This window comes from Mycobacterium kyorinense, assembly GCF_001672775.1.
Classification (GTDB): Bacteria; Actinomycetota; Actinomycetes; order Mycobacteriales; family Mycobacteriaceae; genus Mycobacterium; species Mycobacterium kyorinense_A.
The window spans coordinates 1-21,655 of sequence record NZ_LZKJ01000143.1; the positions used below are offsets into that span (position 1 = coordinate 1).

The window sequence follows — 21,655 nt, forward strand, 5'->3', positions numbered from 1 at the left end:
GGGCACCGGAACCGAGGCCAGTATTCCGTCGAGCACCGCGTCGGCAGTGGCGCCTTCGAGTTCGGCTTCCGGGCGCAGCATCACCCGGTGCCGCAAGGTGGGGCGGGCCATGGCCTTGACGTCGTCGGGTGTGACGTAGTTGCGCCCGGACAGCCAGGCCCATGACCGCGCCGTGCCCAGCAACGCCGTTGCGCCACGCGGCGATACGCCAAGGTGCAGAGCCGGTGAGTGGCGGGTGGCACCGACGATGTCGACGATGTAGCCGAGCAGCTCGTCGGCGACGATTACCTGGCGCACTGCCTCGCGCCCGGCGGTCAGCTCAGCGGACCCGGCCACCGGCCGGATCGTCGACAGGTCACGCGGATCAAAGCCGTGCGCGTGCCGCCCGAGGATGGCGATCTCTGAGTCGCGCGGCGGCAGCGGCACGGTCAGTTTGAGGAGGAAGCGGTCGAGTTGCGCCTCGGGCAACTGGTAGGTGCCCTCGTATTCGATCGGGTTCTGCGTGGCGGCGACGATGAACGGGTCGGGCAGAGCCCGGGGTTCGCCGTCGACGCTGACCTGACGTTCTTCCATGGCTTCCAGCAGAGCGGCCTGCGTTTTGGGCGGTGTGCGGTTGATTTCGTCGGCCAGCATGAGATTGGTGAACACCGGGCCGGCCCGGAATACGAAAGCGGCGGTGCGGGCATCGTAGACCAGCGAGCCGGTGACGTCGCCGGGCATCAGGTCCGGCGTGAACTGGACGCGTTTGAACTCCAGCTGCAGCGCCGCGGCCAGCGCACGGACCAACAGCGTTTTCGCAACGCCCGGAACGCCTTCGAGCAGCACATGGCCTCGGCATAACAGCGCGATGACCAGGCCGCTGATCACGGCGTCCTGTCCGACGACGGCTTTGGCGATCTCGGCGCGCAACGCCAACAATGCCTGACGTGCCGATTCGGCAGCGACGGGCGGCGCGGATGCGGGGGCCGACTGGGTCATAGGTGTGCGACCTGCCTTTCGATGTCGTCGAGCGCCCGGGCCAGCGCTACCAGATCGGTGTCGGTGGCCGGCGGTGGCCCGAACAGCGTATGCCGCACCGAGTTCGCGTCGGCCCCGCTGCGCTGCGCGACCGCCGTGGCCACCGTCGGGGCGGGCGTGGTCGGGCTCAGTCCGAGCCGGGGCGACAGCCGCTGCAGCGCCGCAGTCCGCAGGGCTTGCGCCGCGCGGTCGCGGGCCCGCCGCGACCGGTACAGCCGGCCGCGGCCCTCGACCGTCTCCGACGCGCGCACGACCACCGGCAGATCCTCGGCGACCAGTGGGCCGATCCGGCGGCCCTTCCACAGTGCGACGAGTATGACGGTCAGCCACAGTTGCCAGACCATCCAGCTGACGTTGTCGGGGATCAGATCGAAAATGGTTGCTGCGGAATTTGCTTCGCCTTCGACCCGCTGCGGCGCGTACCAGACCAGTCGAGCGCGCTGGCCTGCGAGGTTCATCGCCAGCGCAGCGTTGCCGGCGCGTAACAGGCCGCCGTTGGTCATGAAGTCGGTGCTGCCCACCAGGGTGACGGTGCGTTCACCGTCGCGGTAGCGGACCAGCGCCCCGCCGTAGCAGCTGGTGATCTCGTGCTGGCCGGCCGCTTTTGAAGCAACACTGAATGTGTTGGTGGGGCCGAACTGCACCGATCCGGCGCTATTCGCTTCGCGCAGCGCGCAATCCGGCTTGCTCTCCGGCGTGGCGGCACCGCCGCTACGGATGTCGGGCGCCAATGCGGCGCGAGCCCGCGACGTCGGCTCCACCAGCAGCAGGTCACCGGGGACATCGGCCAGCCGGTGCAGCAGTGTGTCGTCGGTGAGGTACTGGCTCTGCCCAATCAGCAGCAGGGTGCCCGAGCGCATCGCGCTTTCGACATCGGCAACGGTGTCGGCGACGAGGACGTCGACCCCCCGGTCGCCCAGCAGCGCGACCAATGCGTGTGCGCCGTCCGGTCCGGTGGCCGTCGGATCCATCCGGCCGCCCGGCCGCGGCGCGGTCAGGTAGGTGCCGACCGCGGCGACGGCGCAGACAGCGGCCAGTGTCAGCAGGACCCACCGCCAGGTTCGCAAACGTCTGCCCAGCGTCGACGAGCCGGTGGTCGTCACTGCACTGCCGCCCACGGACCCAGGGCTGCCGATTGATCGGCCGCGGGCGAGCCGCCCGCCGAACCGGACCGCAGATGGTCGTCGAGGTCGGCGATCATCTGGTAGGCGGCTGAGGTTCCGGGTCGTTCGCCATAGGTGACGTCGTTGAATGCTGCGGCGGCCTGGGCGAACTCGGAGGCGAGCTGGGGTATGCGCACGCCGGCGTCGCGGGCCAGCTCGTTGGCGGTGCGGCCGGGAGCGGGCTCGAGTACCCGGGTCTCCTCTAGTGTGCGGGCGATCGCGCGCAGCCGGTGTCGAATCGCTGTGGTCCAATTGCCTTCAGCGGCAAGACGTTCCGCAGTAGCGCGGTGGGTGGCAGCGCTGAGCTGGCCGCCGTCGAACAACGGGTTGTCAACCCCGCGGCGCGTGCGGAGCATGCGCTGCCACACCCTGATTGCGACCACCAGCCCCGCCCCCAGCAGGATTAGCAACACCGCTATGGTGAACCATCCGCCAGGCAGCTCAGAGCCCTTTTCGACCAGACGGAAAAGCAGTTCGTCGACCCAATCGTGGAACCGTTGTGTCAGCGAAGCTTTGGGGTAGATCGGTTTGGCCAGTTCGCGTTGCGCAGCATCGTGTGCGGCATCGCGGTCGATGTCGATGGTCGGCATCCTCAGCCGATCCTCATCCCCGGATGGGTCAGCCAGAGGTAGTCGGTGGAATGTGTCGCTGCCGGACCACTGGCAGCGCCAGTCTGCAGGATCAGATCAAACGCCTCGGCGCGGATGCGGCGATCGGTGTACAGCAAGACCACGACACCGGCGCTGAACGGAGCGGTGATGATCCGGCCGATCGCCGATCCGATAGCGCCCACCGTCAAACCGATCAGCGTGGGCCCGCTGGACGGGTCGGCCAACAACTGACCGACGAAGTTGAACGGCGCCGCGACCGCACCGGCGATGACGAACACCACGACAGAGGTGAGCAATCGGATGCCGAGCACACGCCAGAAGCTGTTGCGCACCAGCGCAATGGATCTGGTGATGGCGTCCATGACGGGCAGCTGTTCCAGCACGATCAGCACCGGCGCAAACGACAGCACGGTATAGAAGTAGCCCAGCGCCGCAATGAGGGCCAGCACCAACGGAAGGCCGAAAACGACCGCCGCGGCACCGCTGCCGACGGCGGCCACGGCGGTGATGAGCAGCGTCACCAGGCCGACGAGCAGGATCACCCCGACGGCTTCCAGCGCGGCCAGGCCCAGCAGCGACGGCAGGCGCCCGCGGATCTTCGTCCAGGCTTCGCCGATGGTGATCGTCGACCCGAACACCGCGCGGCCGACGACGACCGTGAGCATGCCGCTGAGTAGTACCCCTGCCAGCCAGGTGACGAGGCCGCTGGCCGCAGCCGAGATCAGCCCGGCGGCCAGATCACCGCCCGTGGGCTCGTCGGGCGAAGCCGTTCCAAGCCGGCTCGTGCCGGCAACCGGACCGGCCTCGACCATCAAGGCGATGGCCTGGGTGATCACGACGATGATCGCCGTCAGCCCTAACGCGGACTTGGGATTGGCCCGGACATAGCCAACCGCGCCATTGAAGATCTCGCTGAGCCCCAACGGCCGCAGCGGGATAATCCCCGGCCGGAACCCGCCCGGGTGGAACTGTGGTGGAGCGCCGTAGCCCGGTGGCGGAGCGCCGTAGCCAGGTGGCGGAGCGCCGTAGCCAGGTGGCGGAGCGCCGTAGCCAGGTGGCGACCCGTAGCCCGGCGGCGGGTAGCCGGGTGGCGACCCGTAACCAGGTGGCGGCGGATAGCCGGGTGGCGGACCGTAGCCCGGTGGCGGGCCGCCGGCCGGAGGTCCGTATCCCGGGGGCGGATAACCCGCTGGGGGGTAACCCGGGGGACCGTAACCTGGCGGCGGGTTCCACCCCTCGGGGTATTCGGGGTAGTCGAGCGGTGGCGTGCTCACCAGGTGGCGCCGCCGTCGTCGATCATGGCTCCATCCTGTCGGCCACGGGGGTATTTCTCAATGTCTCGCAAGGTCCCGCGGCGGCAGACCGCTCGCGTAGCGTCTCAGCTATGGCCGAACTCAAATCCCGGCTGCGCGCCGACTTGACCGAAGCGATGAAGACGCGGGACAAACTGCGCACTGCGACCCTGCGCATGTTGCTGGCCGCGATCCAGAGCGAGGAAGTCTCCGGCAAGGAGTCGCGGGAACTCTCCGACGACGAGGTGCTCAAGGTCCTGGCCCGGGAATCCCGCAAGCGCGGGGAAGCCGCCGAGATCTACACCCAGAACGGCCGCGGCGAGCTCGCCGCCGAGGAGCACGCCGAGGCGCGGGTCATCGACGAATACCTGCCCACCCCGCTCACCGAGGGGGAGCTCGCCGACGTCGTCGACACCGCCGTCGCCCAGGTGGCCGAACAGCTCGGCGAGCGGCCCAGCATGAAACAGATGGGCATGGTGATGAAGGCGGCCACCGCGATCGCGGCCGGCAAGGCCGACGGAGCCCGACTGTCGGCGGCGGTGAAGGACCGGCTTTAGTCACCGGCGATCGTTTGCCCTGGCCGTGCTGGGGTACCCGTCTTCTATGACGCGGTTCGGCTACACCCTGTTGACTGAGCAGAACGGCCCGAAAGACCTTGTCCGGCACGCGATTTCGGCTGAACGTCGGGGTTTCGACTTCGAGGTCTGCAGTGACCACTTCTCGCCGTGGCTCTCGTCGCAAGGACACGCCCCCAACGCCTGGACAGTGCTGGGTGCGGTGGCACACGCCACCGAACGGGTGGACCTGTACTCGTATGTGACCTGTCCGACGATGCGCTACCACCCGGCGGTCGTCGCGCAACAGGCCGCGACCGTGCAGATCCTGGCCGACGGCCGGTTCACCCTCGGGCTGGGCAGCGGCGAGAACCTCAACGAGCACGTCGTCGGCCGGGGCTGGCCGGCGCTCAAGCAGCGCCAGGACATGCTGGCCGAGGCGATCGAAATCATCCGCACGTTGTTCGGTGGCGAGTTGGTCGATTGGCGCGGGGACTACTACCAGGTGGACTCGGCACGCCTGTGGGATCTGCCTGACGATCCGATCGGCATCGCGGTGGCGATGACCGGCGAACGGGGGGTCGGCAACTTCGCCACGCTCGCCGACCACCTGATTGCGGTTCAGCCCAGCGGAGACCTGGTCCGCGACTGGCACTCGGCGCGCCAGGCGGTCGGTATGGCTGGCGGCGGCCGGGTAGTCGGGCAGGTGCCGGTGTGCTGGGATCCCGACCGCGACGCCGCGGTCGAACGCGCCCACGAGCAATTCCGCTGGTTCGCCGGGGGCTGGCATGTCAATGCGAACCTGCCGACGACGGCTGGTTTCGCGGCCGCCACCCAGTTCGTCCGCCCCGAGGACGTCGCCGAGAGCATTCCGTGCGGACCGGACCTCGACGCGATCGTCGACGCGGTGCGTGCGTACTGGGAAGCGGGGTTTACCGACGTCGCACTGGTGCAAATCGGTGGCGAGGCCCAGGATCCGTTCTTCAAAGAAGCCGCCGAGCCGTTGCTCGAGGCGCTGCGGGCCGCCGACAAACAAGGGGACGGCGATGACTAATCCGTCGTTTGCCAACAGCACTGCGCTGCTGGTGAAAGGGCTCGGCGGAGCGAGCCTGGCGCTCGGACTCAGTGAATTGCTGGCACCGGCGCGGGTTGCCGCGGTGGCCGGCGTGGACGACACCGACCGGACGCGGTCGGTGATCCGGGCGCTCGGCTTGCGTGAATGCGGGCACGGCGCCGCGCTGCTGTTCGGGCCTGAGCCGCTGGTCTGGACCCGCGTCGCCGGCGACGCCCTGGACCTGGCGCTGCTGGGCGTCGGAGTGGCCAACCGCGGAGCGGGGCGGCGGAAGCGCGGCGCGATTGCGGCCGCCGCACTGGCCGGCATCGGTGCTGCCGATCTCTATGCGGCGCTGCGCACCACTCGCAACAGTGGCGGGCGACACGCCAACGGGTCGCGTCATCAGACGTTGCGGGCCGCGGTTACGGTGCGACGCCCGCCGGCTGACGTCTACCGGTTTTGGCGTGACCTGGAGAACCTGCCGTCGTTCATGTATCACCTCAAGTCGGTGACCGTCGGATCCGACGGCCGGACACACTGGGTGGCCAACGCGCCCCTGGGCCAGTCGGTGGAATGGGACGCGCAGATCACCGACGACGAACCCGACACCCGCATCGCGTGGCAGTCGCTGCCGGGCTCGACCATCGAGAACGGGGGCAGCGTCGAGTTCACACCCGCGCCGGGCGGCACCGACACCGAGGTGCGGGTGACGATGGGCTATCGCCTGCCGGGCGGCGCGCTGGCCAAGGCGGCAGCAACCGTATTCGGCGAGTCGCCGGACCAACAAGTCAACGACGACCTTCGTCGCTTCAAGCAGATTCTGGAGACCGGGCAGGTCATGCGTTCCGACGGATCGCCGGAAGGCACTTCATCGCGCAGGCAAATGCATCAGCAGAGCGGACAGCCGAAGGGGGCGGCCCGATGAAGGCCACCGTGTGGGCCGGCCGCAACCGCGTGGAAGTGCAGTCGGTTCCCGATCCGAAGATCCTCAACGAACGCGACGCGATCGTGCGCATCAGTTCGACGGCAATCTGCGGTTCCGACTTGCACATCTATGACGGCTACATCCCGACCGTCAAGCACGGCGACATCCTCGGGCACGAATTCATGGGCGAAGTCGTCGACGTCGGCAAAGCTGTCACGAAACTGGCGGTGGGTGACCGGGTGGTGGTGCCGTTCCCGATTGCATGCGGTGCATGCTCGGCCTGTGAACGCGACCTGTACTCGCTGTGTGAGAACTCGAACCCCAACGCGGGCATCGCCGAGAAGCTGATGGGTCATTCACCTGCCGGACTGTTCGGGTACTCGCACATGCTGGGCGGATTCGCCGGCGGGCAAGCGGAATACGCGCGGGTGCCGTTCGCCGACGTGGGACCGCTGAAGATCGAGGATGACCTGACCGACGAACAGGTGCTGTTCTTGTCGGATATCTTCCCGACCGGCTACATGGGTGCCGAGATGTGTGACATCAAGCCGGGCGACGTGGTCGCCGTCTGGGGCGCCGGCCCGGTAGGTCTGTTCGCGATGGCAAGCGCCTACCTGCTGGGTGCATCGAAAGTCATTGCGATTGACCGTGTTCCGTATCGACTGGAGCTGGCTGAGGAACTACAAGCGGTACCGCTCAACTTCGCCGAGACGGCGGTGCTCGAAGAGCTCCGCGACATGACCGCCGGGCGCGGGCCCGACCACTGCATCGACGCGGTTGGCCTGGAGGCCCGTAACGACTCCACCGTGGTGGATGCCTACGACCGGGTGAAACAGGCCGCTCGACTGGAAACCGAACGGCCCCACGCTTTGCGGGAAGCGGCGATGAGTTGCCGTAACGGCGGCACGATTTCGATCGTCGGGGTCTACGGCGGGCTGATGGATAAGTTCCCGATCGGGGCGATCATGAATCGGTCACTGACCATCAAAGCCGGACAGTGCCACGTGCAGCGGTATATGCGACCACTGCTCGAGCGGATCCGTAACGGCGAGATCGATCCGACGTTCTTGATCACCCACCGGCTGTCGCTCGACGAGGCGCCGCACGGATACGAGATCTTCAAACACAAACGCGACAACTGCACCAAGGTCGTGCTCAAACCCTAAGACGACAAAGGAGAACCGCTGTGTCACATGATGAAATGCAAGGCAAGAAGATCGCTTTCCTGGCGGCGGACGGCGTAGAGAAGGTCGAACTCGAACAGCCGCGCGCGGCTCTGGAAGACGCCGGAGCGCGAACCGAGCTGCTGTCGCTGAAATCCGGCGAAATCGAAGCCCGCAACCACGATTTGGAGCCGGCGGGGACATTTCCCGTCGACCGGGCGGTCAAAGACGTGTCGGTCGACGATTTCGACGCGCTGGTGTTGCCCGGCGGCACCGTCAACCCGGACAAGCTGCGGATGGACGAGGCGGCGGTGTCGTTCGTGCGGGACTTCGTGACATCGGGAAAGCCGGTCGCTGCGATCTGCCACGGCCCGTGGACATTGGTGGAGGCCGGTGTGGCCAAGGGGCGCACGTTGACGTCGTATCAGAGCATTCGTACCGATCTGCGCAACGCCGGCGCCAATGTCGTCGACGAGGAAGTCGTCGTCGACGGCAACCTGATCACCAGTCGCTCACCGTCGGATCTCGAGGCGTTCTGCTCGACGATTGTCGAGAAGTTCGCTCACGCCCCGACGAGCGCCTGATTGATCCTGGTTTCAACAGCGTGGTTTGGGGGCATAGTCACGCCAGCCGCGATCGCCGTGGTGACGTGTCGAAAGGCCGCAGGTGACCACTTCTTACTTGGCGCCGCCCGTAACGGATGTCCTGGCGGCTGAGGGCGTTTATCCGCCGCAACAGGACTCGCAACTGCTCGTCGACACCATGGAAGCCACCGCGCTGGTGCCGGGACGTCGTGTTTTGGATCTGTGTACCGGCAGCGGTTACATCGCGATCGCCGCTGCCGAATTGGGCGCAGCCAGCGTGACCGCATTCGACATTTGTCCCCACGCTGTGGCGTGTTCGCGCGGGAATGCGGTGCACGCCGGCGTCGACGTCGACGTGCGGGAGGGTTCCTGGATCGGTGCGCTCGGCTGCGCGCCCTTCGAGGTCATCATGTCCAATCCGCCCTATGTGGCCACCCCGCCGACGGGCGACAGCGAGGAGATCCCGAAAAGCGCTGGCCCCGAATGGGCGTGGAACGCCGGAGTGGACGGCCGGCTGATACTCGATCCGCTGTGTGAGTCGGCGTCGCGGCTGCTGTGCGACGGCGGCTCCATGCTGCTGGTGCACTCCAGCTTGTCGGGCGTCGAGCAGTCGCTCGAAGGATTGCGATCAACCGGCTTGAACGCGCGAGTCATTGCCTCCCAATGGATCCCGTTCGGGCCGGTGATGTCGGCCCGGGCAGGCTGGTTAGAAGACACCGGTCGCATCCAACGCGGTTGCCGCCAAGAGGAACTCGTCGTGATCCGGGCGGACAAGCCATGACCGGCGGCACTCGGGTGCAGGTGATACCCAACGGGCCGGTGCTGATCGCCGGTCCGGTGCGAATCGAGATGCCCGGCGGCGATGTCGTCGAGTCCGATCGGTTCATGGTGGCCGTCTGCACCTGCCGGCGCAGCAAGAACTACCCGCTGTGCGACACCAGCCACCGGCGTTGCCGCCGGACGCAGTCAACCTCAGCCTCAACCGAGCGGACGGCGTAGCGAGCTCTCGCCGGCTTTCCACGCCGCCACCATCGCGTCACCGAGACGGTCTTCGACCATCGCGTGGGCGCGGATCCCGAACACCACGTCGCAGTCCAACTGTGGCTCCCGGGCGACCAGGTCGCCGACCACGTCGAGGCGCACCACCTGCTCGTGCACCGCGTCGGCCTCGACATGCTCGCTGTAGAACGTCACGCACTCCGCGGGTGCGCCGAGTCGCTGCAGCGCCTCCACCAGTCGGCGCGATCCCGGCGGCGAGGTGATCTCCGTCGACGCGAAATGCCCGATGGCCGCGCCGCGCAACCGGCGGTGCAGACCGAACAGCGACATCAGGTTCACCACCGTCAGCGATTCGGCCGGAACCGCGTCCAGGTAGGCCAAGTAGGTGGCATCCAGACCCGCGGCGGTCAACAGGTCTGCGAACAGCTGTTGGTGGACTCGCGGCCCTTGCCCGGCGCCGTACTCGTCGAATTCGACCGCCACGAACGAGGCCTTGGCCTGGCCGGTCAGACGCGGAATCGCCCAGGCGTGCGGATCGCCCTCTTTGAGGTGATACAGCGATCGGTGCACGAAGTATTCGCACATCTGCGCCCAGGTTCCGTTGTCACGCAGCCAATATGACGGTCCAGTGCCGTCGACGGATTCCACTGACAGGGCGTCCATTTCGGCTGCCGCGGTGTGGTCGGGCTCGATCGGACCGACGTCTCGCTGCACTGCCGCCAGAAACGCGCGCTCCAACTGCCCGCGCAGGTGCAACAGCCCGGGATTCCATTCCCAGGTCGGGTCGACGCCGGCGAAGCCCCGGTAGTGCAGCTCGTAGCACATGTACAGCGCCAACTGCAGGTCCAGACCGTAGGGATCCGATTCCCGCACCGACGCTCCGACGCGGACCAGCTGGTCCCGCGGCGCCGGTTCGGTGAGTGTGCGCCGCACAGCCATGGACAGCGGTCCATGCGCGGCGGGCAATCGGGGTTCGACCATTGCTTCTGCCTGGGTCACGCCGGGGTTTACCCCGATTTACCCGCCGGCCAAACGACGCGGCCGCATAACAGGCCCGTCGACGGGGTAGTACTGCGTCGCACGACCAACCTAGGAGGTGACATGCGCGCATTGACCGTACAGCCGGGCCACAAGGGCTCGCTGAGCGTGTCCGACGTGCCCGACCCCACCCCGGCCGACGGCGAACTGCTGGTCGACGGCATTGCGATGGGCGTTTGCGGCACCGACAAAGAGATCGTCTCCGGCGAGTACGGCTGGGCGCCGCCCAACTCGTCGCACCTGGTCCTCGGCCACGAATCGCTCGGCCGGGTGCGGCAGGCGCCGGCCTCGAGCAGCTTCTCGGCCGGCGATCTGGTGGTCGGCGTGGTGCGCCGCCCCGACCCCGAGCCGTGTGGTGCGTGTGCGCACGGCGAGTTCGACATGTGCCGCAACGGCCGTTACCGCGAGCGCGGCATCAAGGAGCTGGACGGCTACGGCAGCCAAGCGTGGTGTGTGGAAACCGATTACGCGGTGCGGCTCGATCCGTCGCTGGAGCGGGTCGGCATGCTGCTGGAGCCGACGACGGTGGTGGCAAAAGCCTGGGAGCAGGTGGAGCGGATCGGCAGCCGCGGCTGGTTCGAACCGAAACGGGCGCTGGTGACCGGCGCCGGGCCGATCGGCTTGTTGGCGGCGCTGATCGGGGTGCAGCGCGGTTTGGACACGCATGTGCTGGACCGGGTGACCGACGGCCCGAAGCCGAAGCTGGTCACATCACTCGGTGCGACCTACCACCACGAGGACATCGAGTCGGTGGCCAAACAGGTGCGGCCCGACGTCGTCATCGAGGCCACCGGGGTGGGCAGCATCGTCTTCGGCGCGCTGATGAACACCGAAACCTACGGCATCACCTGTTTGACGGGCGTCTCGTCAGGCGGGCACAGCATTGACGTCGACGCCGGGTTGGTGAACCGTGACATCGTGCTGGAGAACGACGTGGTGGTCGGCTCGGTCAACGCCAACCTGCGTCACTACCAGCAGGGTGCCGAGGTGCTGGCCCACGCCGACAACGACTGGCTGGAAGGTTTGGTCACCCGCCGCGTCCCGTTGGAGAAGGCTGCCGAGGCGTTCCAGCCGGCTGACGGCGACGTGAAGGTGGTCATCGAACTCTGATGGCTCGAATCGAGGACTACGCCCTGCTCGGCGATCTGCACACCGCCGCCCTCGTGAGCCGTGACGGCAGCATCGACTGGTTGTGCCTGCCGCGGTTCGATTCCGGTTCGTGCTTTGCCGCGCTGCTGCACGACGAATCGGCCGGTCACTGGCGACTGGCGCCAGCCTCCGGCGGACCCGCGACGCGCCGCGCCTATCGCGACGACACCCTGATCATGGACACCGAATGGGACACCGACGACGGGTCGGTGCGAGTCACCGATTTCATGCCGCCGCGCGGTGAAGCCGCCGACGTGGTGCGCATCGTCGAAGGACTCTCCGGGCGGGTGCCGATGCGGATGCACCTGGTGATCCGATTCGACTACGGCCACGTCGTGCCCTGGATCCGGCGAAGCGAGGACGGCCTGATCGCCATCGCCGGTCCCGACACCTTGTGCCTGACCACGCCGGCCGACGTACGCGGCGACCACATGTCCACGGTCGCCGAATTCGAAGTCGCAGCCGGCGACAAGGTGCCGTTCGTGCTGACTCACGTGTCGTCGCACCGCCCGCATGCCGTGCGGGCACACGCCGACCGCGCGCTGCGCGACACCGAAGAATTCTGGCGGGACTGGATCGGCCGCTGCAGTTATAGCGGGCCGTACGAAGAGGCGGTGCGCCGGGCGCTGATCACCCTGAAGGCGCTCACCTATGACCCCACCGGCGGGATCCTCGCCGCAGCGACAACGTCGCTGCCCGAAGGACTTGGCGGAGTTCGTAACTGGGACTACCGGTACTGCTGGCTGCGGGACACGACGTTTACCTTGCAGGCGCTGCTTGGCACCGGCTACGTCGACGAGGCCAGGGCGTGGCGGGACTGGCTGGTCCGAGCCGTCGCCGGCGATCCAGCGAAGCTGCAGATCATGTACAGCATCGACGGCACCCGCCGGATTCCGGAGCTGACACTTGATTGGCTGTCCGGATACGAGAACTCGGCGCCGGTACGTATCGGCAACGACGCCGCCGGACAGTTCCAGCTCGACGTGTGGGGCGAGGTGCTCGACGGGCTGCACCTGGCTCGTGAAACCGGGATGCAGGCGGTGGATTCGGCGTGGGACATTCAGCTGGCGCTGCTGGATTTTCTCGAAAGCAATTGGGACCAGCCAGATTCCAGCCTGTGGGAAGTGCGCGGCGACCGGCGGCATTTTGTGCACTCGAAGGTGATGGCCTGGGCCGGTGTCGACCGGGCTGTGCACACCGTGGAAACGCAGGGCCTCGACGGCCCGCTCGACACATGGCGCGACTTGCGCGACCGCATCCATGCCGACGTCTGTGAGCACGGCTACGACGCGGAACGGCAGACCTTCACGCAGTTCTACGGTTCTCAGGGTCTGGATGCCGCGCTGTTGCTGATTCCGCGCGTCGGGTTCTTGCCGTGGAATGATCCGCGGGTCGTGGGCACGGTCGATGCCGTGCAACGCGAGTTGTCCAGCGAGGGATTCCTGATGCGCTATCGACCGGACGCCGACGGCGGCGTCGACGGCCTACCCGGCACCGAGGGCACGTTCCTGGCGTGCACGTTCTGGTTGGCTGATGCTCTGCACGGTATCGGCCGCGGTGACGAGGCCCGCGAGCTGTTCGAGAAGCTGCTAGACCTGCGCAACGACGTCGGGCTGCTCAGCGAGGAGTACGACACCGGTGCGCAACGGCTGGTCGGCAACACCCCGCAGGCGTTCAGCATGGTCGGGCTGGTGAATACCGCACGACAGCTGAGCGGATCGTCGACACAGACCGGCGGACCGCGTCAGCGAGGTGTGTCGTAGGGTCCGCTTATAGTCGAATATATGTTCGATATTCAAGCGGTGCCCCAGCTCACAAAGGCTTTTGCTGGGGTCGATGACGCTGGAGTGGTGGATGCCATCACAGCTGCTGCCCGCCGGCAGAACGCGATGTGCGCGCGGGAACTGGCGGCCGTCGGTGAGCTCTATGAGCGTCGCGCGCCCGACGACGATGTCGATCGATAAAACTGGGCCATCGATGGTTACGAAAACGTCGTTGCTGAAGTGGCTGCGGCGTTGGGGATCAGCAGAGGACGAGCCCGCGGGCGGTTGCGCTACGCGATTGTGCTGCATGAAAGCCTGCCACGACTCGCTGAAGTCTTTGCGCGGGGAGACATCGATTTCCGGCTGATGGCCGCGGTGGTCGGCCGCACCGAACTGGTTGACGACCCCGTATTGATAGCCAAACTGGACGCCGCGATCGCTCGGCATGGACCCAAGTGGATGCGGCTCTCTGAACCCAAGCTCATTGAGCGCATCGACATGTGGGTTGCCCGCTTCGACCCGGCCGGCGTTAAGCAGCCAAGCCATCGCAATGAGCAGCGCTATGTCGAGATTGGGCCGGTTGAGCCCGGGCTGGCCGGCGTGTGGGCGCAACTACACGCAACCGATGGCGCGGCATTAGACCGGAAACTCGATGCGCTAGCCGCAACGGTCTGTCCGGCGGATCCGCGCACCAAGAAACAGCGCCGCGCCGATGGGCTCGGCGCGTTGGCCGCGGGACTGGAGACATTGCGTTGTCAGTGTGGTTCGCCGGATTGCTCAGCGGCCCAACGGCGGCCGGCCACCGATGTGATCATCCATGTGTTGGCTGAGCAGGTGACGATTAATGGAGACTCGCAAGCGCCGGGCTATCTGCCCGGTTACGGCCCGCTGTCGGCGCCCGTGCTGCGCGAGGTGGGCACCACCGCCAAGATCAAGCCACTGGTGAAACCCTCAGCTGATCCCGAGCCGCATTATCGACCGTCCGCGGCGTTGGCGGAATTCGTGCGACTGCGGGATCTCACGTGCCGATTCCCGGGGTGCGATCAGCCGGCCGAAGTGTGCGACGTCGACCACACGGTTCCGTACCCGAACGGCCCCACACATCCCTCGAATCTCAAGCTGCTCTGCCGCTACCATCACCTACTCAAAACGTTCTACACCGGCCGCGGCGGCTGGACCGACCGGCAGTACCCCGATGGCACCGTCGAGTGGACAGCTCCCACGGGCCACATCTACACCACCAAACCCGGTGGCGCCCTGTTGTTTCCGGTGTTGGCCGATCCGACAGGAGCATTAGCGCTGCAGACATCGATGGCATCGCCGTGCGAGAACCGGGGCCTGATGATGCCGACGCGTTGCCGTACCAGAGCTGACGAGCGTGCCGCCCGCATCGCACACGAGCGCGGCATCAATGAAGCCCGCCTTGCTGCTGAAGCGGTGCAAGAAGCTGAGCGGATCGCCGCCTGTAACGACCCGCCTCCCTTCTGATTCACGCTATTTGCGGCGGCGCGGGATGAACTCCTGGGCCTTGACTTTGATGCCTTCCTTGAGCATGCCGAAGGCGTCTTCGTCGCCCTTGAGCACCGAGGTGGCGGCGGCCTTCATCTGATCGAAGGTCGCGTGCGGCGGCACCGGCGGGATGTTCGGGTCGCAGTGCACGTCGAGCACCGTCGGGCGATCCGCCCGCAGTGCCTGATCCCACGCCGATGCGATCTGATCGGGATCGGTCAACGTCGCCGACGCCAGACCCAAGCTGGCTGCAAAGGACGCGTAATCCACCGTCGGAAGCGTCTGCGACACAGCGAATTTCGGAGCACCGGCCATCGCTCGCATCTCCCACGTCACCTGGTTGAGGTCATTGTTGTGCAGAACCGCGACGATCAACCTGGGATCGCTCCACTCTTCCCAGTAGTGCGCGATCGTGATCAACTCGGCCATCCCGTTCATCTGCATCGCGCCGTCGCCGGCGAAGACGATGACGGGCCGATCCGGGTTGGCGAACTTGCCGCCGATCCCGTAGGGCACGCCGGGACCCATCGTGGCCAGATTGCCGGACAGTGAGCCGCGCATGTTGCCGCGGAACTTCAGTTGGCGCGCATACCAATTCGCCGACGACCCCGAGTCGGCGGTGACGATCGCGTTGTCGGGCAGCTTCGGTGACAACTCGGCGAAAAGCCGCATCGGGTTGATCGGATCGGCGGCCACGTTGGCTTCCATCTCCATGGTTTCCCACCAACGCTTGACGTTCTTCTCGACCGTTTCGCGCCAGGACCGATCGGACTTGCGCTGGATCAGCGGTAGCAGCGCGCGCACCGTCGCCGCCGCGTCGCCCACCAGGTTCACCTCGTTGGGGTAGCGCATGCCGATCAACGCCGGGTCGATATCGATCTGCACACCGCGCGCCTGGTCGTAGCCCGGTAAAAACTGCGTGTAGGGGAAACTCGATCCGATCGTGAGCAGAGTGTCGCAGTCGCGCATCAACTCCCAGCTCGGACGCGTGCCCAGCAGCCCGATGGAGCCGGTCACCCAAGGCAGCTCGTCGGAGAGCACATCCTTACCCAGCAATGCCTTGGCAACACCGGCTCCGAGCAAGTCGGCGAGTTCGGTCACCTCGTCGACCGCTCCCTTCGCACCGCAACCCACGAGCATGGCGACACGCTCGCCGGCGTTGAGCACCTCGGCGGCCCGCTGCAACCCGTCCTTCGAGGGTCCGACGTCAGGCCACTCGAACCCCAGGCTTGACGGGACCATCTTGAATTCGTGGGTCGGCGGGGAGTATTCGAGTTCCTGCACATCCGCGGGGATGATGACGGCCGTCACCGTCCGCTTCGTCACGGCGGTGCGGATGGCCCGGTCCAAGACGTTGGGAAGCTGCTCGGGCACGGTGACCATTTGGATGTACTCGCTGGCCACGTCCTTAAACAGGCTCATCAGGTCGACTTCTTGCTGATAGGAGCCGCCCATCGCACTGCGGTTGGTCTGCCCGACGATCGCCAGTACCGGTACCCGGTCGAGTTTGGCGTCGTAGAGGCCGTTGAGCAGATGGATGGCGCCTGGGCCCGATGTCGCCGCGCATACGCCGAGCCGGTTGGAGAACTTGGCGTAGCCGACCGCCTCGAACGCGGCCATCTCCTCGTGGCGGGCCTGCACGAACTTCGGCTTATTGTCCGCGCGGCCCCAAGCCGCGAGCAGACCGTTGATTCCGTCGCCCGCGTAGGCGAAAACCTTCTCGATCTCCCAGTCGCGCAGCCGTTCCAGCACGAAGTCGGCAACCAACGCGCCTGCCATCGCACACCCCATTCCTGTTTTAGGCAGCAGGTAACAGGAAGGTGATTACCCAAGAGGCGGTCGACTTAGACCACATGAGTCGGGGTTGCGGGATTCGAACCCACGACCTCTTCGTCCCGAACGAAGCCACCAGGCCGTTTGAGTGAGTTTGCTGTGTTGGTTGTGTGAGAATCCGCAGCTCAACTGCGTTGAGGGTGTTGGCTGTCGGTAGCTGTTGATAGACCTGTTGCGGACTGGCTGCGGACCAGCGGTCAGGGCAGGAGGATCGATGTATTCCGAGAATGTGCGCGCAAACGCGACGTACGCGACTGGGCCGTGAGCTGCGCGCGTGGGTGACGATGACGATCTGAAATCGAATCCGCGGTATCTGCGACGGATGGCCGAGCAGGTGCGCGAGTTCGAGCGAGCGTTCAGTGCGTTGCTCGAACTCTGCCAGTTCACCGCTGACCTCCGAGCGGTCGCCGGCCCAAATCTGCCGGCCGACGTCATGGCCAGTTACGCCAGCCTGCCTGCCGTAATCCGTGACAGCGGCGTATCCGATGATGACTGGGTTGCCGCAAAAGCTCGATGCTCGCTGACGGCTGGTCGGGTAGCCCACATCCCGGACCTCACGGGCGTGCGGATATCACGGCCAGGATTCGGCGGCCCGGTGAACCCGTTCGAGGTGTGGATTACAGTCACGCAGTCGAACTCGGAGGTACAGCCGGACGACATCCTCGCCACTTCTGAGCACACCATTGGCATCCTCGAAGCGATGGCTGAACGTGTCGACGTCGCCGCAGATATCAGCATCGAGGACATACATCCCCTTGTGTGGGGCGCCGCGCGAGGGCAGTGGCGTATCGAGCTGTACCGCGAAGCGGTGTCATCCGCTGTAGGCGCCGTAATTGACTATGTGCGGCATCTCACGGGACGCGCTGACCTCGCTGACAAAGACGTCTTTACGCATGCCTTCTCGCAGAATCCGCCGAAGGCAGGCGCCCCGCGATTGCGCTGGCCGGGCTGCGATCAAGACCAGACTGTCGTATCCATGAACCGCGGCCTCTTGGGGTTCTCAACCGGGATTCAAGCCGCGATCCGTAACCCGACCATTCACGACCGGACGCCGCTGCGAGCGCAGGAGGCTGCCGAGCGGTTGGCGGCACTCAGTCTCCTGACGACGTGGATAGAGCAGTGCAGGCTTGACAGTTTGGAGAGCCCATAGTTGATCACGGGAACATCGATCGCCGCCGCAAGAGTCTCGTCCTCGCGGTTCTGTGGTACCCCCACGCCCCGCAGTCGAACGGTCTCGGCCACCCGTGACCCTTTCCGCCCGACAAACCCGGAGGCCGACAAACAAATAACGATCTGCACATTGGAGCCGACGAACCTGAAGCGCGCCAGGATCGGCACCGTACGATCTACAACCAGACACGGCGCTAAGCTCAGGGGGAGGCGACATGGCTGGGCTGGGCGAGCACATCACTGCGATGGTGCGAAGTCACGCATCCGGTGACGACGCCGCCTTCTATGCCGTGGCTCTTCAGATTGCCGCGCGTGAGGCCAGACAGGGTCACCATGTCCTTGCGGACAACATTAAGAAGGCTGTCGACGCGTCGCGCGAACGCGCACCACTGGCTAACGTCACCGCTCTTCCTCGTGTTCGCGGTGAGCTGACCGAACTCGTCGAGGTCTCCCATCCGCAGGTGAAGCTGCGGGAACTAGTTGCCCCGACGGAGCGCATCGCACAAATCAAACAAATCCTCGCCGAGCAACGACAGCGGAAGAATCTGCTCGAGCATGGTTTCGCGCCATCGCATCGGCTACTCCTCGAAGGCCCGCCCGGGACTGGGAAGACGATGACGGCCTCGGTGCTGGCCACAGAACTCGGATTGCCGATGTACACGGTGCGACTCGATGGCCTGTTGAGCAAATTCATGGGTGAGACGGCTGCGAAGTTGCGGGTGGTATTCGACGCAGTGGCAGCCGAACGAGCTGTCTATCTCTTCGATGAGTTCGATGCGCTCGGGGGCGATCGTTCGGGCAACGACGTTGGTGAAGCGCGCCGGATACTCAACTCGTTTCTAGTGTTCCTAGAGAACTCGAGCCCGGAATCGATCGTGATCGCGGCGACGAACCACCGCGCCATCTTGGACAAGGCGTTGTTCCGCCGCTTCGACATGGTGCTGGACTACTCGCTGCCGGATGCGCGTCAAGCCGTCACCGTGATGCGTGCGCGGCTTGGCTCGCTCGCATCGAAAACGGATCTGACCAACCTCGGTAAATACACCGGCGGCCTTAGCCATGCTGACCTTGTAAAGGCCGTGGAGTCTGCGGCCAAGGCAGTGCTGATGCGCGGCGGCAAGCAAGTGGAGCGAGAGGACGTCATCGTGGCATTGAAGGCTCGTCGATCGGCAACACTTGGCTGACGAGGGAGGCGAGGCCGGCGGGGGAGAAAAATACGACCATATCTATGTTCAGGGCTATTCCGCGTCCGAAGAATTCAGCCGCTATTCGGACGGAGGGGGAGGTGGTTCTAGGCGGCGCAACGTCGACGCCGCGTCGCACGGAGCCGCACTCAATAGCGAACTCGAGGACTCGTTCACGGCGTCTGAAGCCGAACGCACGTCGATCGCGCTCTCCGACGAGGCTCTACGGGCACAGGGCACAATCATCGTGCTCGAAGGTGAAGGTGCGGCGTACCCGCTGAAGCTTGATTCACTCAACAGTCTGACCCGGCATCGCAAGGTGCCCAAACAGCCGCGGTGGCTGCTCCTTTCAGTGCGAGCAGCGACGGACACCGAGCCTGAGCGAGCGACGGTGTGGGTCTCCGATGGCCACCGTGCTGCGTTCATGAAGCTCTTCCAGGACTACCTTGCCGAGACGACGAAAAGGGGACAGCCGAAGAACCAAGATCTGGTGGCCAATATCTCCCGTATCCGAACGGCAGTTCTGGCTGATCTGTGGACTTCGGAGGGGGAACCTCCGCAGCGTGGGCAGCATTGGTGGGAACTATGGCTCGATACCGCCAGTGATCATGTCGACACGGTCCACGGCTTCGCCGATGCACACCAACTACGGATCCGGCCGCGTTCATTCCGTTTCCGCGACCGCGCCGTCTTCTGGATCGAGGCAACCTGGAGCGAACTCGAACCCCTGCCCTTTACCGCGGTGCCGGTGGCAGAGATTCGGCGACCGGAGTTCATCGAGACGATTGAGGACCTTTCGGCTACCGAGCAAGCGGAATACGTTTACGAACTCTCCGAGCGCATTAGCCCGGCCGACGACGATGCTCCAGCGGTATGCCATCTCGACACCGGTGTCCTTCGCACTCACGTGCTCCTCGCGGCGTCGCTTGCACCGTCGGATCTGCACACGATCATCGGAACGTCCGGCGCGGACATGAATCCTCGGGGGCATGGCACTTCAATGGCCGGGCTTGCTCTGTTCGGTGACCTCGATGCTGCGTTGGAAGACGTGAATCCGATCCAGTTGCGCCACCGCCTGGAGTCGGTGCGTATGGAACCGGGACCCGGAGAGGGGGAGCTGGATCCGCTGGACTATGGCAGCGCGACCGTCCAAGCGGTCGCACTGACGGAGATCGCCAGCAGCCGTCAGCGCGTATTCGCCTTAACCCTCAGCAGTACGCCAGATAGCCCAGGTGAACCTACGCTTTGGTCGGCAGCAGTCGACGCTCTAGCGGTTGGGACGGACTCCGACCGCGAGGGTGACCAGTTCCAACTTATCTCTGAACCGGATGCCGCGGCCTCCCGGCTCATTGTTGTAGCGGCTGGCAACGTCGATTCCTATGCTGGCCTCCACCTCGATAACTCGGACCTGGCGGCGATAGAAGACCCTGCTCAAGCATGGAACGCGCTGACGGTCGGCGCGTACACCGAGCTTGCCGGGGTTCCTCAGCATCCTCAGTACTCCGGCTGGAAACCCGTGGCAGAGCGGGGGGAGTTGTCGCCACACAGTCGAACGTCGATGATGTTCAGGCATCGCAAAACACCAATCAAGCCGGACATCTGCATGGAGGGCGGAAACGTCCTCACCGACGGTGACCAGATGTTCGAGGACAGACTTCCCATACTTTCTCTCCGCTCCACTGGGAACACAAGCGACATCTCGCTGACGTCCGCGAATGCCACGAGTGCCGCGACTGCTCAGGCTGCACGACTTGCAGCCTTGGCCATGGACCGATACCCCGACTACTGGCCGGAGTCGATTCGTGGGTTGTTGACCCACGAAGCGGAGTGGACAGGCGCCATGAACCGGCGGATCAAGCCCGAGCAGCTGAAGAAGAAGCGCCTCGAACAACTACGGCGTTACGGCTGGGGTGTACCGACAGAAGAAGCGGTACTCAACTCGTCGCGGCGGGCGGTCACCTTACTCACACAAGACCAATTCGTACCGTTTGAAGGTGCCGACTTCCGTATGAGACAGTTCCGGCTCCACACGTTGCCGTGGCCGCGCGAGGCGCTCGAAGATCTCGGGGCCGCCGATGTGCGGCTACGGATCACCCTGTCCTACTTCGTCGAGCCGTCTGCCTCTCGTCGCGGATGGCGCAACCGTTACGCCTACGCTTCACACTCCCTGCAGTTCGACCTGCAAGGTCAGCTTGAGACCCGACAAGAGTTCATCAACCGCGTCAATCGTGACGCACAGGCGCGGGAGGATGGTGGCTCAGCAGGAACCACGTCCGATCGCTGGTTCCTTGGCGAGCGTCAGCGCGGCCTCGGGTCGTTACATCAGGACGAATGGACGGGGACGGGAAGCGAACTGGCGCAATGTAATTCTGTCGCAGTCTATCCGGTCGGCGGGTGGTGGAAAAACAACACACGTCTAGATCGGCGCGATTTCCCGGTGCGTTACTCACTGATTTTGTCGTTGCGAACCACAGAACAGGAAGTCGACCTCTATACGCCGATAGCTCTCCAAGTCGGGCTGCCGATCGCAACGGAGATCACTACTGCATAGCCACCACTTGAGTTGTACCCATCCCGGTAGAGCTCTGTCCAGGCCGAGCGGAGGTGGCGTGTTCCCGGTGATATTGAGTCCTAGGACCGGTTTTCG

General features: G+C 65.4%; 18 protein-coding genes and 1 pseudogene. 13 read left to right on the plus strand and 6 right to left on the minus strand.

Annotated elements, in window-relative coordinates; all coding sequences use genetic code 11:
- The 4 genes from A5707_RS15480 to A5707_RS15495 all read right to left on the minus strand — a co-directional run.
- A partial coding sequence (locus tag A5707_RS15480; protein WP_065015342.1) for an AAA family ATPase occupies positions 1–978 on the minus strand: 978 nt, incomplete at its 3' end.
- Positions 975–2,135 (minus strand): DUF4350 domain-containing protein, encoded by a 1,161-nt coding sequence (locus A5707_RS15485; protein ID WP_419866434.1) that lies wholly within the window; start codon positions 2,133–2,135, stop codon positions 975–977. The genes A5707_RS15485 and A5707_RS15480, both read right to left, overlap by 4 nt.
- Positions 2,117–2,770, minus strand: a complete 654-nt coding sequence (locus A5707_RS15490) for a DUF4129 domain-containing protein (protein ID WP_065015343.1) — start codon at positions 2,768–2,770, stop codon at positions 2,117–2,119. Before A5707_RS15490 ends, A5707_RS15485 begins: the two co-directional genes overlap by 19 nt.
- Before the next feature lie 2 nt (positions 2,771–2,772).
- Complete coding sequence (locus A5707_RS15495; protein ID WP_065015344.1) at positions 2,773–4,065, minus strand: hypothetical protein; 1,293 nt, start codon at positions 4,063–4,065, stop codon at positions 2,773–2,775.
- 110 nt (positions 4,066–4,175) lie between these two features.
- Between A5707_RS15495 and A5707_RS15500 the strand changes: the two genes are divergently transcribed.
- The 7 genes from A5707_RS15500 (at position 4,176) to A5707_RS15530 (ending at position 9,362) form a co-directional block, all read left to right on the plus strand.
- A complete protein-coding gene (locus tag A5707_RS15500; RefSeq protein ID WP_065015345.1) occupies positions 4,176–4,640 on the plus strand; it encodes a GatB/YqeY domain-containing protein in 465 nt (154 codons plus the stop codon).
- Between the two features lie 46 nt (positions 4,641–4,686).
- Positions 4,687–5,691, plus strand: a complete 1,005-nt coding sequence (locus A5707_RS15505; RefSeq protein WP_065015346.1) for an LLM class F420-dependent oxidoreductase — start codon at positions 4,687–4,689, stop codon at positions 5,689–5,691.
- The gene (locus A5707_RS15510; protein WP_065015347.1) at positions 5,684–6,616 is read left to right on the plus strand and encodes an SRPBCC family protein; all 933 of its coding nucleotides are present in this window, start codon (positions 5,684–5,686) and stop codon (positions 6,614–6,616) included. Before A5707_RS15505 ends, A5707_RS15510 begins: the two co-directional genes overlap by 8 nt.
- A complete protein-coding gene (locus A5707_RS15515; protein WP_065015348.1) occupies positions 6,613–7,782 on the plus strand; it encodes a zinc-dependent alcohol dehydrogenase in 1,170 nt (389 codons plus the stop codon). The genes A5707_RS15510 and A5707_RS15515 overlap by 4 nt, the downstream gene beginning before the upstream one ends.
- A 35-nt stretch (positions 7,783–7,817) precedes the next feature.
- Positions 7,818–8,363: a type 1 glutamine amidotransferase domain-containing protein gene (locus A5707_RS15520; protein ID WP_065015349.1), complete on the plus strand. Its 546-nt coding sequence runs from the start codon at positions 7,818–7,820 to the stop codon at positions 8,361–8,363.
- Positions 8,364–8,445: 82 nt separating this feature from the next.
- A complete protein-coding gene (locus A5707_RS15525; protein ID WP_065015350.1) occupies positions 8,446–9,144 on the plus strand; it encodes a HemK2/MTQ2 family protein methyltransferase in 699 nt (232 codons plus the stop codon).
- A complete protein-coding gene (locus tag A5707_RS15530; protein WP_065015351.1) occupies positions 9,141–9,362 on the plus strand; it encodes a CDGSH iron-sulfur domain-containing protein in 222 nt (73 codons plus the stop codon). Before A5707_RS15525 ends, A5707_RS15530 begins: the two co-directional genes overlap by 4 nt.
- On the opposite strand, the gene A5707_RS15535 is transcribed toward A5707_RS15530, so the two are convergent.
- Entirely contained in the window at positions 9,342–10,343 is a 1,002-nt protein-coding gene (locus tag A5707_RS15535) for an iron-containing redox enzyme family protein (protein WP_082969491.1), read from the minus strand. The genes A5707_RS15530 and A5707_RS15535 overlap by 21 nt on opposite strands.
- 120 nt (positions 10,344–10,463) lie before the next feature.
- Here A5707_RS15535 and A5707_RS15540 point away from each other — a divergent pair, with 120 nt between their 5' ends.
- From A5707_RS15540 to A5707_RS15555, 3 genes and pseudogenes are all read left to right on the plus strand, one after another.
- Entirely contained in the window at positions 10,464–11,510 is a 1,047-nt protein-coding gene (locus tag A5707_RS15540; protein WP_065015353.1) for a glucose 1-dehydrogenase, read from the plus strand.
- Positions 11,510–13,312 (plus strand): glycoside hydrolase family 15 protein, encoded by a 1,803-nt coding sequence (locus A5707_RS15545; protein ID WP_065015354.1) that lies wholly within the window; start codon positions 11,510–11,512, stop codon positions 13,310–13,312. Before A5707_RS15540 ends, A5707_RS15545 begins: the two co-directional genes overlap by 1 nt.
- 21 nt (positions 13,313–13,333) lie before the next feature.
- A pseudogene (locus A5707_RS15555) lies at positions 13,334–14,800 on the plus strand (HNH endonuclease signature motif containing protein).
- A gap of 6 nt (positions 14,801–14,806) precedes the next feature.
- Here the strand turns inward: A5707_RS15555 and A5707_RS15560 are convergent.
- Positions 14,807–16,600 carry a thiamine pyrophosphate-requiring protein gene (locus A5707_RS15560; RefSeq protein WP_065015379.1) on the minus strand — a complete coding sequence of 598 codons (1,794 nt, stop codon included), beginning with the start codon at positions 16,598–16,600 and terminating at the stop codon, positions 14,807–14,809.
- A gap of 376 nt (positions 16,601–16,976) precedes the next feature.
- Between A5707_RS15560 and A5707_RS15565 the strand changes: the two genes are divergently transcribed.
- The 3 genes from A5707_RS15565 (at position 16,977) to A5707_RS15575 (ending at position 21,559) form a co-directional block, all read left to right on the plus strand.
- Positions 16,977–17,804 (plus strand): TIGR02391 family protein, encoded by an 828-nt coding sequence (locus A5707_RS15565; RefSeq protein WP_065015357.1) that lies wholly within the window; start codon positions 16,977–16,979, stop codon positions 17,802–17,804.
- 235 nt (positions 17,805–18,039) lie between these two features.
- Positions 18,040–19,008, plus strand: a complete 969-nt coding sequence (locus A5707_RS15570; protein WP_065015358.1) for an AAA family ATPase — start codon at positions 18,040–18,042, stop codon at positions 19,006–19,008.
- Positions 19,001–21,559, plus strand: a complete 2,559-nt coding sequence (locus tag A5707_RS15575; RefSeq protein WP_065015359.1) for a S8 family peptidase — start codon at positions 19,001–19,003, stop codon at positions 21,557–21,559. The genes A5707_RS15570 and A5707_RS15575 overlap by 8 nt, the downstream gene beginning before the upstream one ends.
- Positions 21,560–21,655 lie beyond the last annotated feature (96 nt).

Coding starts and splice junctions, on each gene's coding strand:
- A5707_RS15490 (WP_065015343.1), bottom strand. CDS start 2,770: ATGCCGACCATCGACATCGACCGCGATGCCGCACACGATGCTGCGCAA.
- A5707_RS15500 (WP_065015345.1), top strand. CDS start 4,176: ATGGCCGAACTCAAATCCCGGCTGCGCGCCGACTTGACCGAAGCGATG.
- A5707_RS15505 (WP_065015346.1), top strand. CDS start 4,687: ATGACGCGGTTCGGCTACACCCTGTTGACTGAGCAGAACGGCCCGAAA.
- A5707_RS15510 (WP_065015347.1), top strand. CDS start 5,684: ATGACTAATCCGTCGTTTGCCAACAGCACTGCGCTGCTGGTGAAAGGG.
- A5707_RS15515 (WP_065015348.1), top strand. CDS start 6,613: ATGAAGGCCACCGTGTGGGCCGGCCGCAACCGCGTGGAAGTGCAGTCG.
- A5707_RS15520 (WP_065015349.1), top strand. CDS start 7,818: ATGCAAGGCAAGAAGATCGCTTTCCTGGCGGCGGACGGCGTAGAGAAG.
- A5707_RS15530 (WP_065015351.1), top strand. CDS start 9,141: ATGACCGGCGGCACTCGGGTGCAGGTGATACCCAACGGGCCGGTGCTG.
- A5707_RS15535 (WP_082969491.1), bottom strand. CDS start 10,343: ATGGTCGAACCCCGATTGCCCGCCGCGCATGGACCGCTGTCCATGGCT.
- A5707_RS15540 (WP_065015353.1), top strand. CDS start 10,464: ATGCGCGCATTGACCGTACAGCCGGGCCACAAGGGCTCGCTGAGCGTG.
- A5707_RS15545 (WP_065015354.1), top strand. CDS start 11,510: ATGGCTCGAATCGAGGACTACGCCCTGCTCGGCGATCTGCACACCGCC.
- A5707_RS15560 (WP_065015379.1), bottom strand. CDS start 16,600: ATGGCAGGCGCGTTGGTTGCCGACTTCGTGCTGGAACGGCTGCGCGAC.
- A5707_RS15565 (WP_065015357.1), top strand. CDS start 16,977: ATGGCCGAGCAGGTGCGCGAGTTCGAGCGAGCGTTCAGTGCGTTGCTC.
- A5707_RS15570 (WP_065015358.1), top strand. CDS start 18,040: ATGGCTGGGCTGGGCGAGCACATCACTGCGATGGTGCGAAGTCACGCA.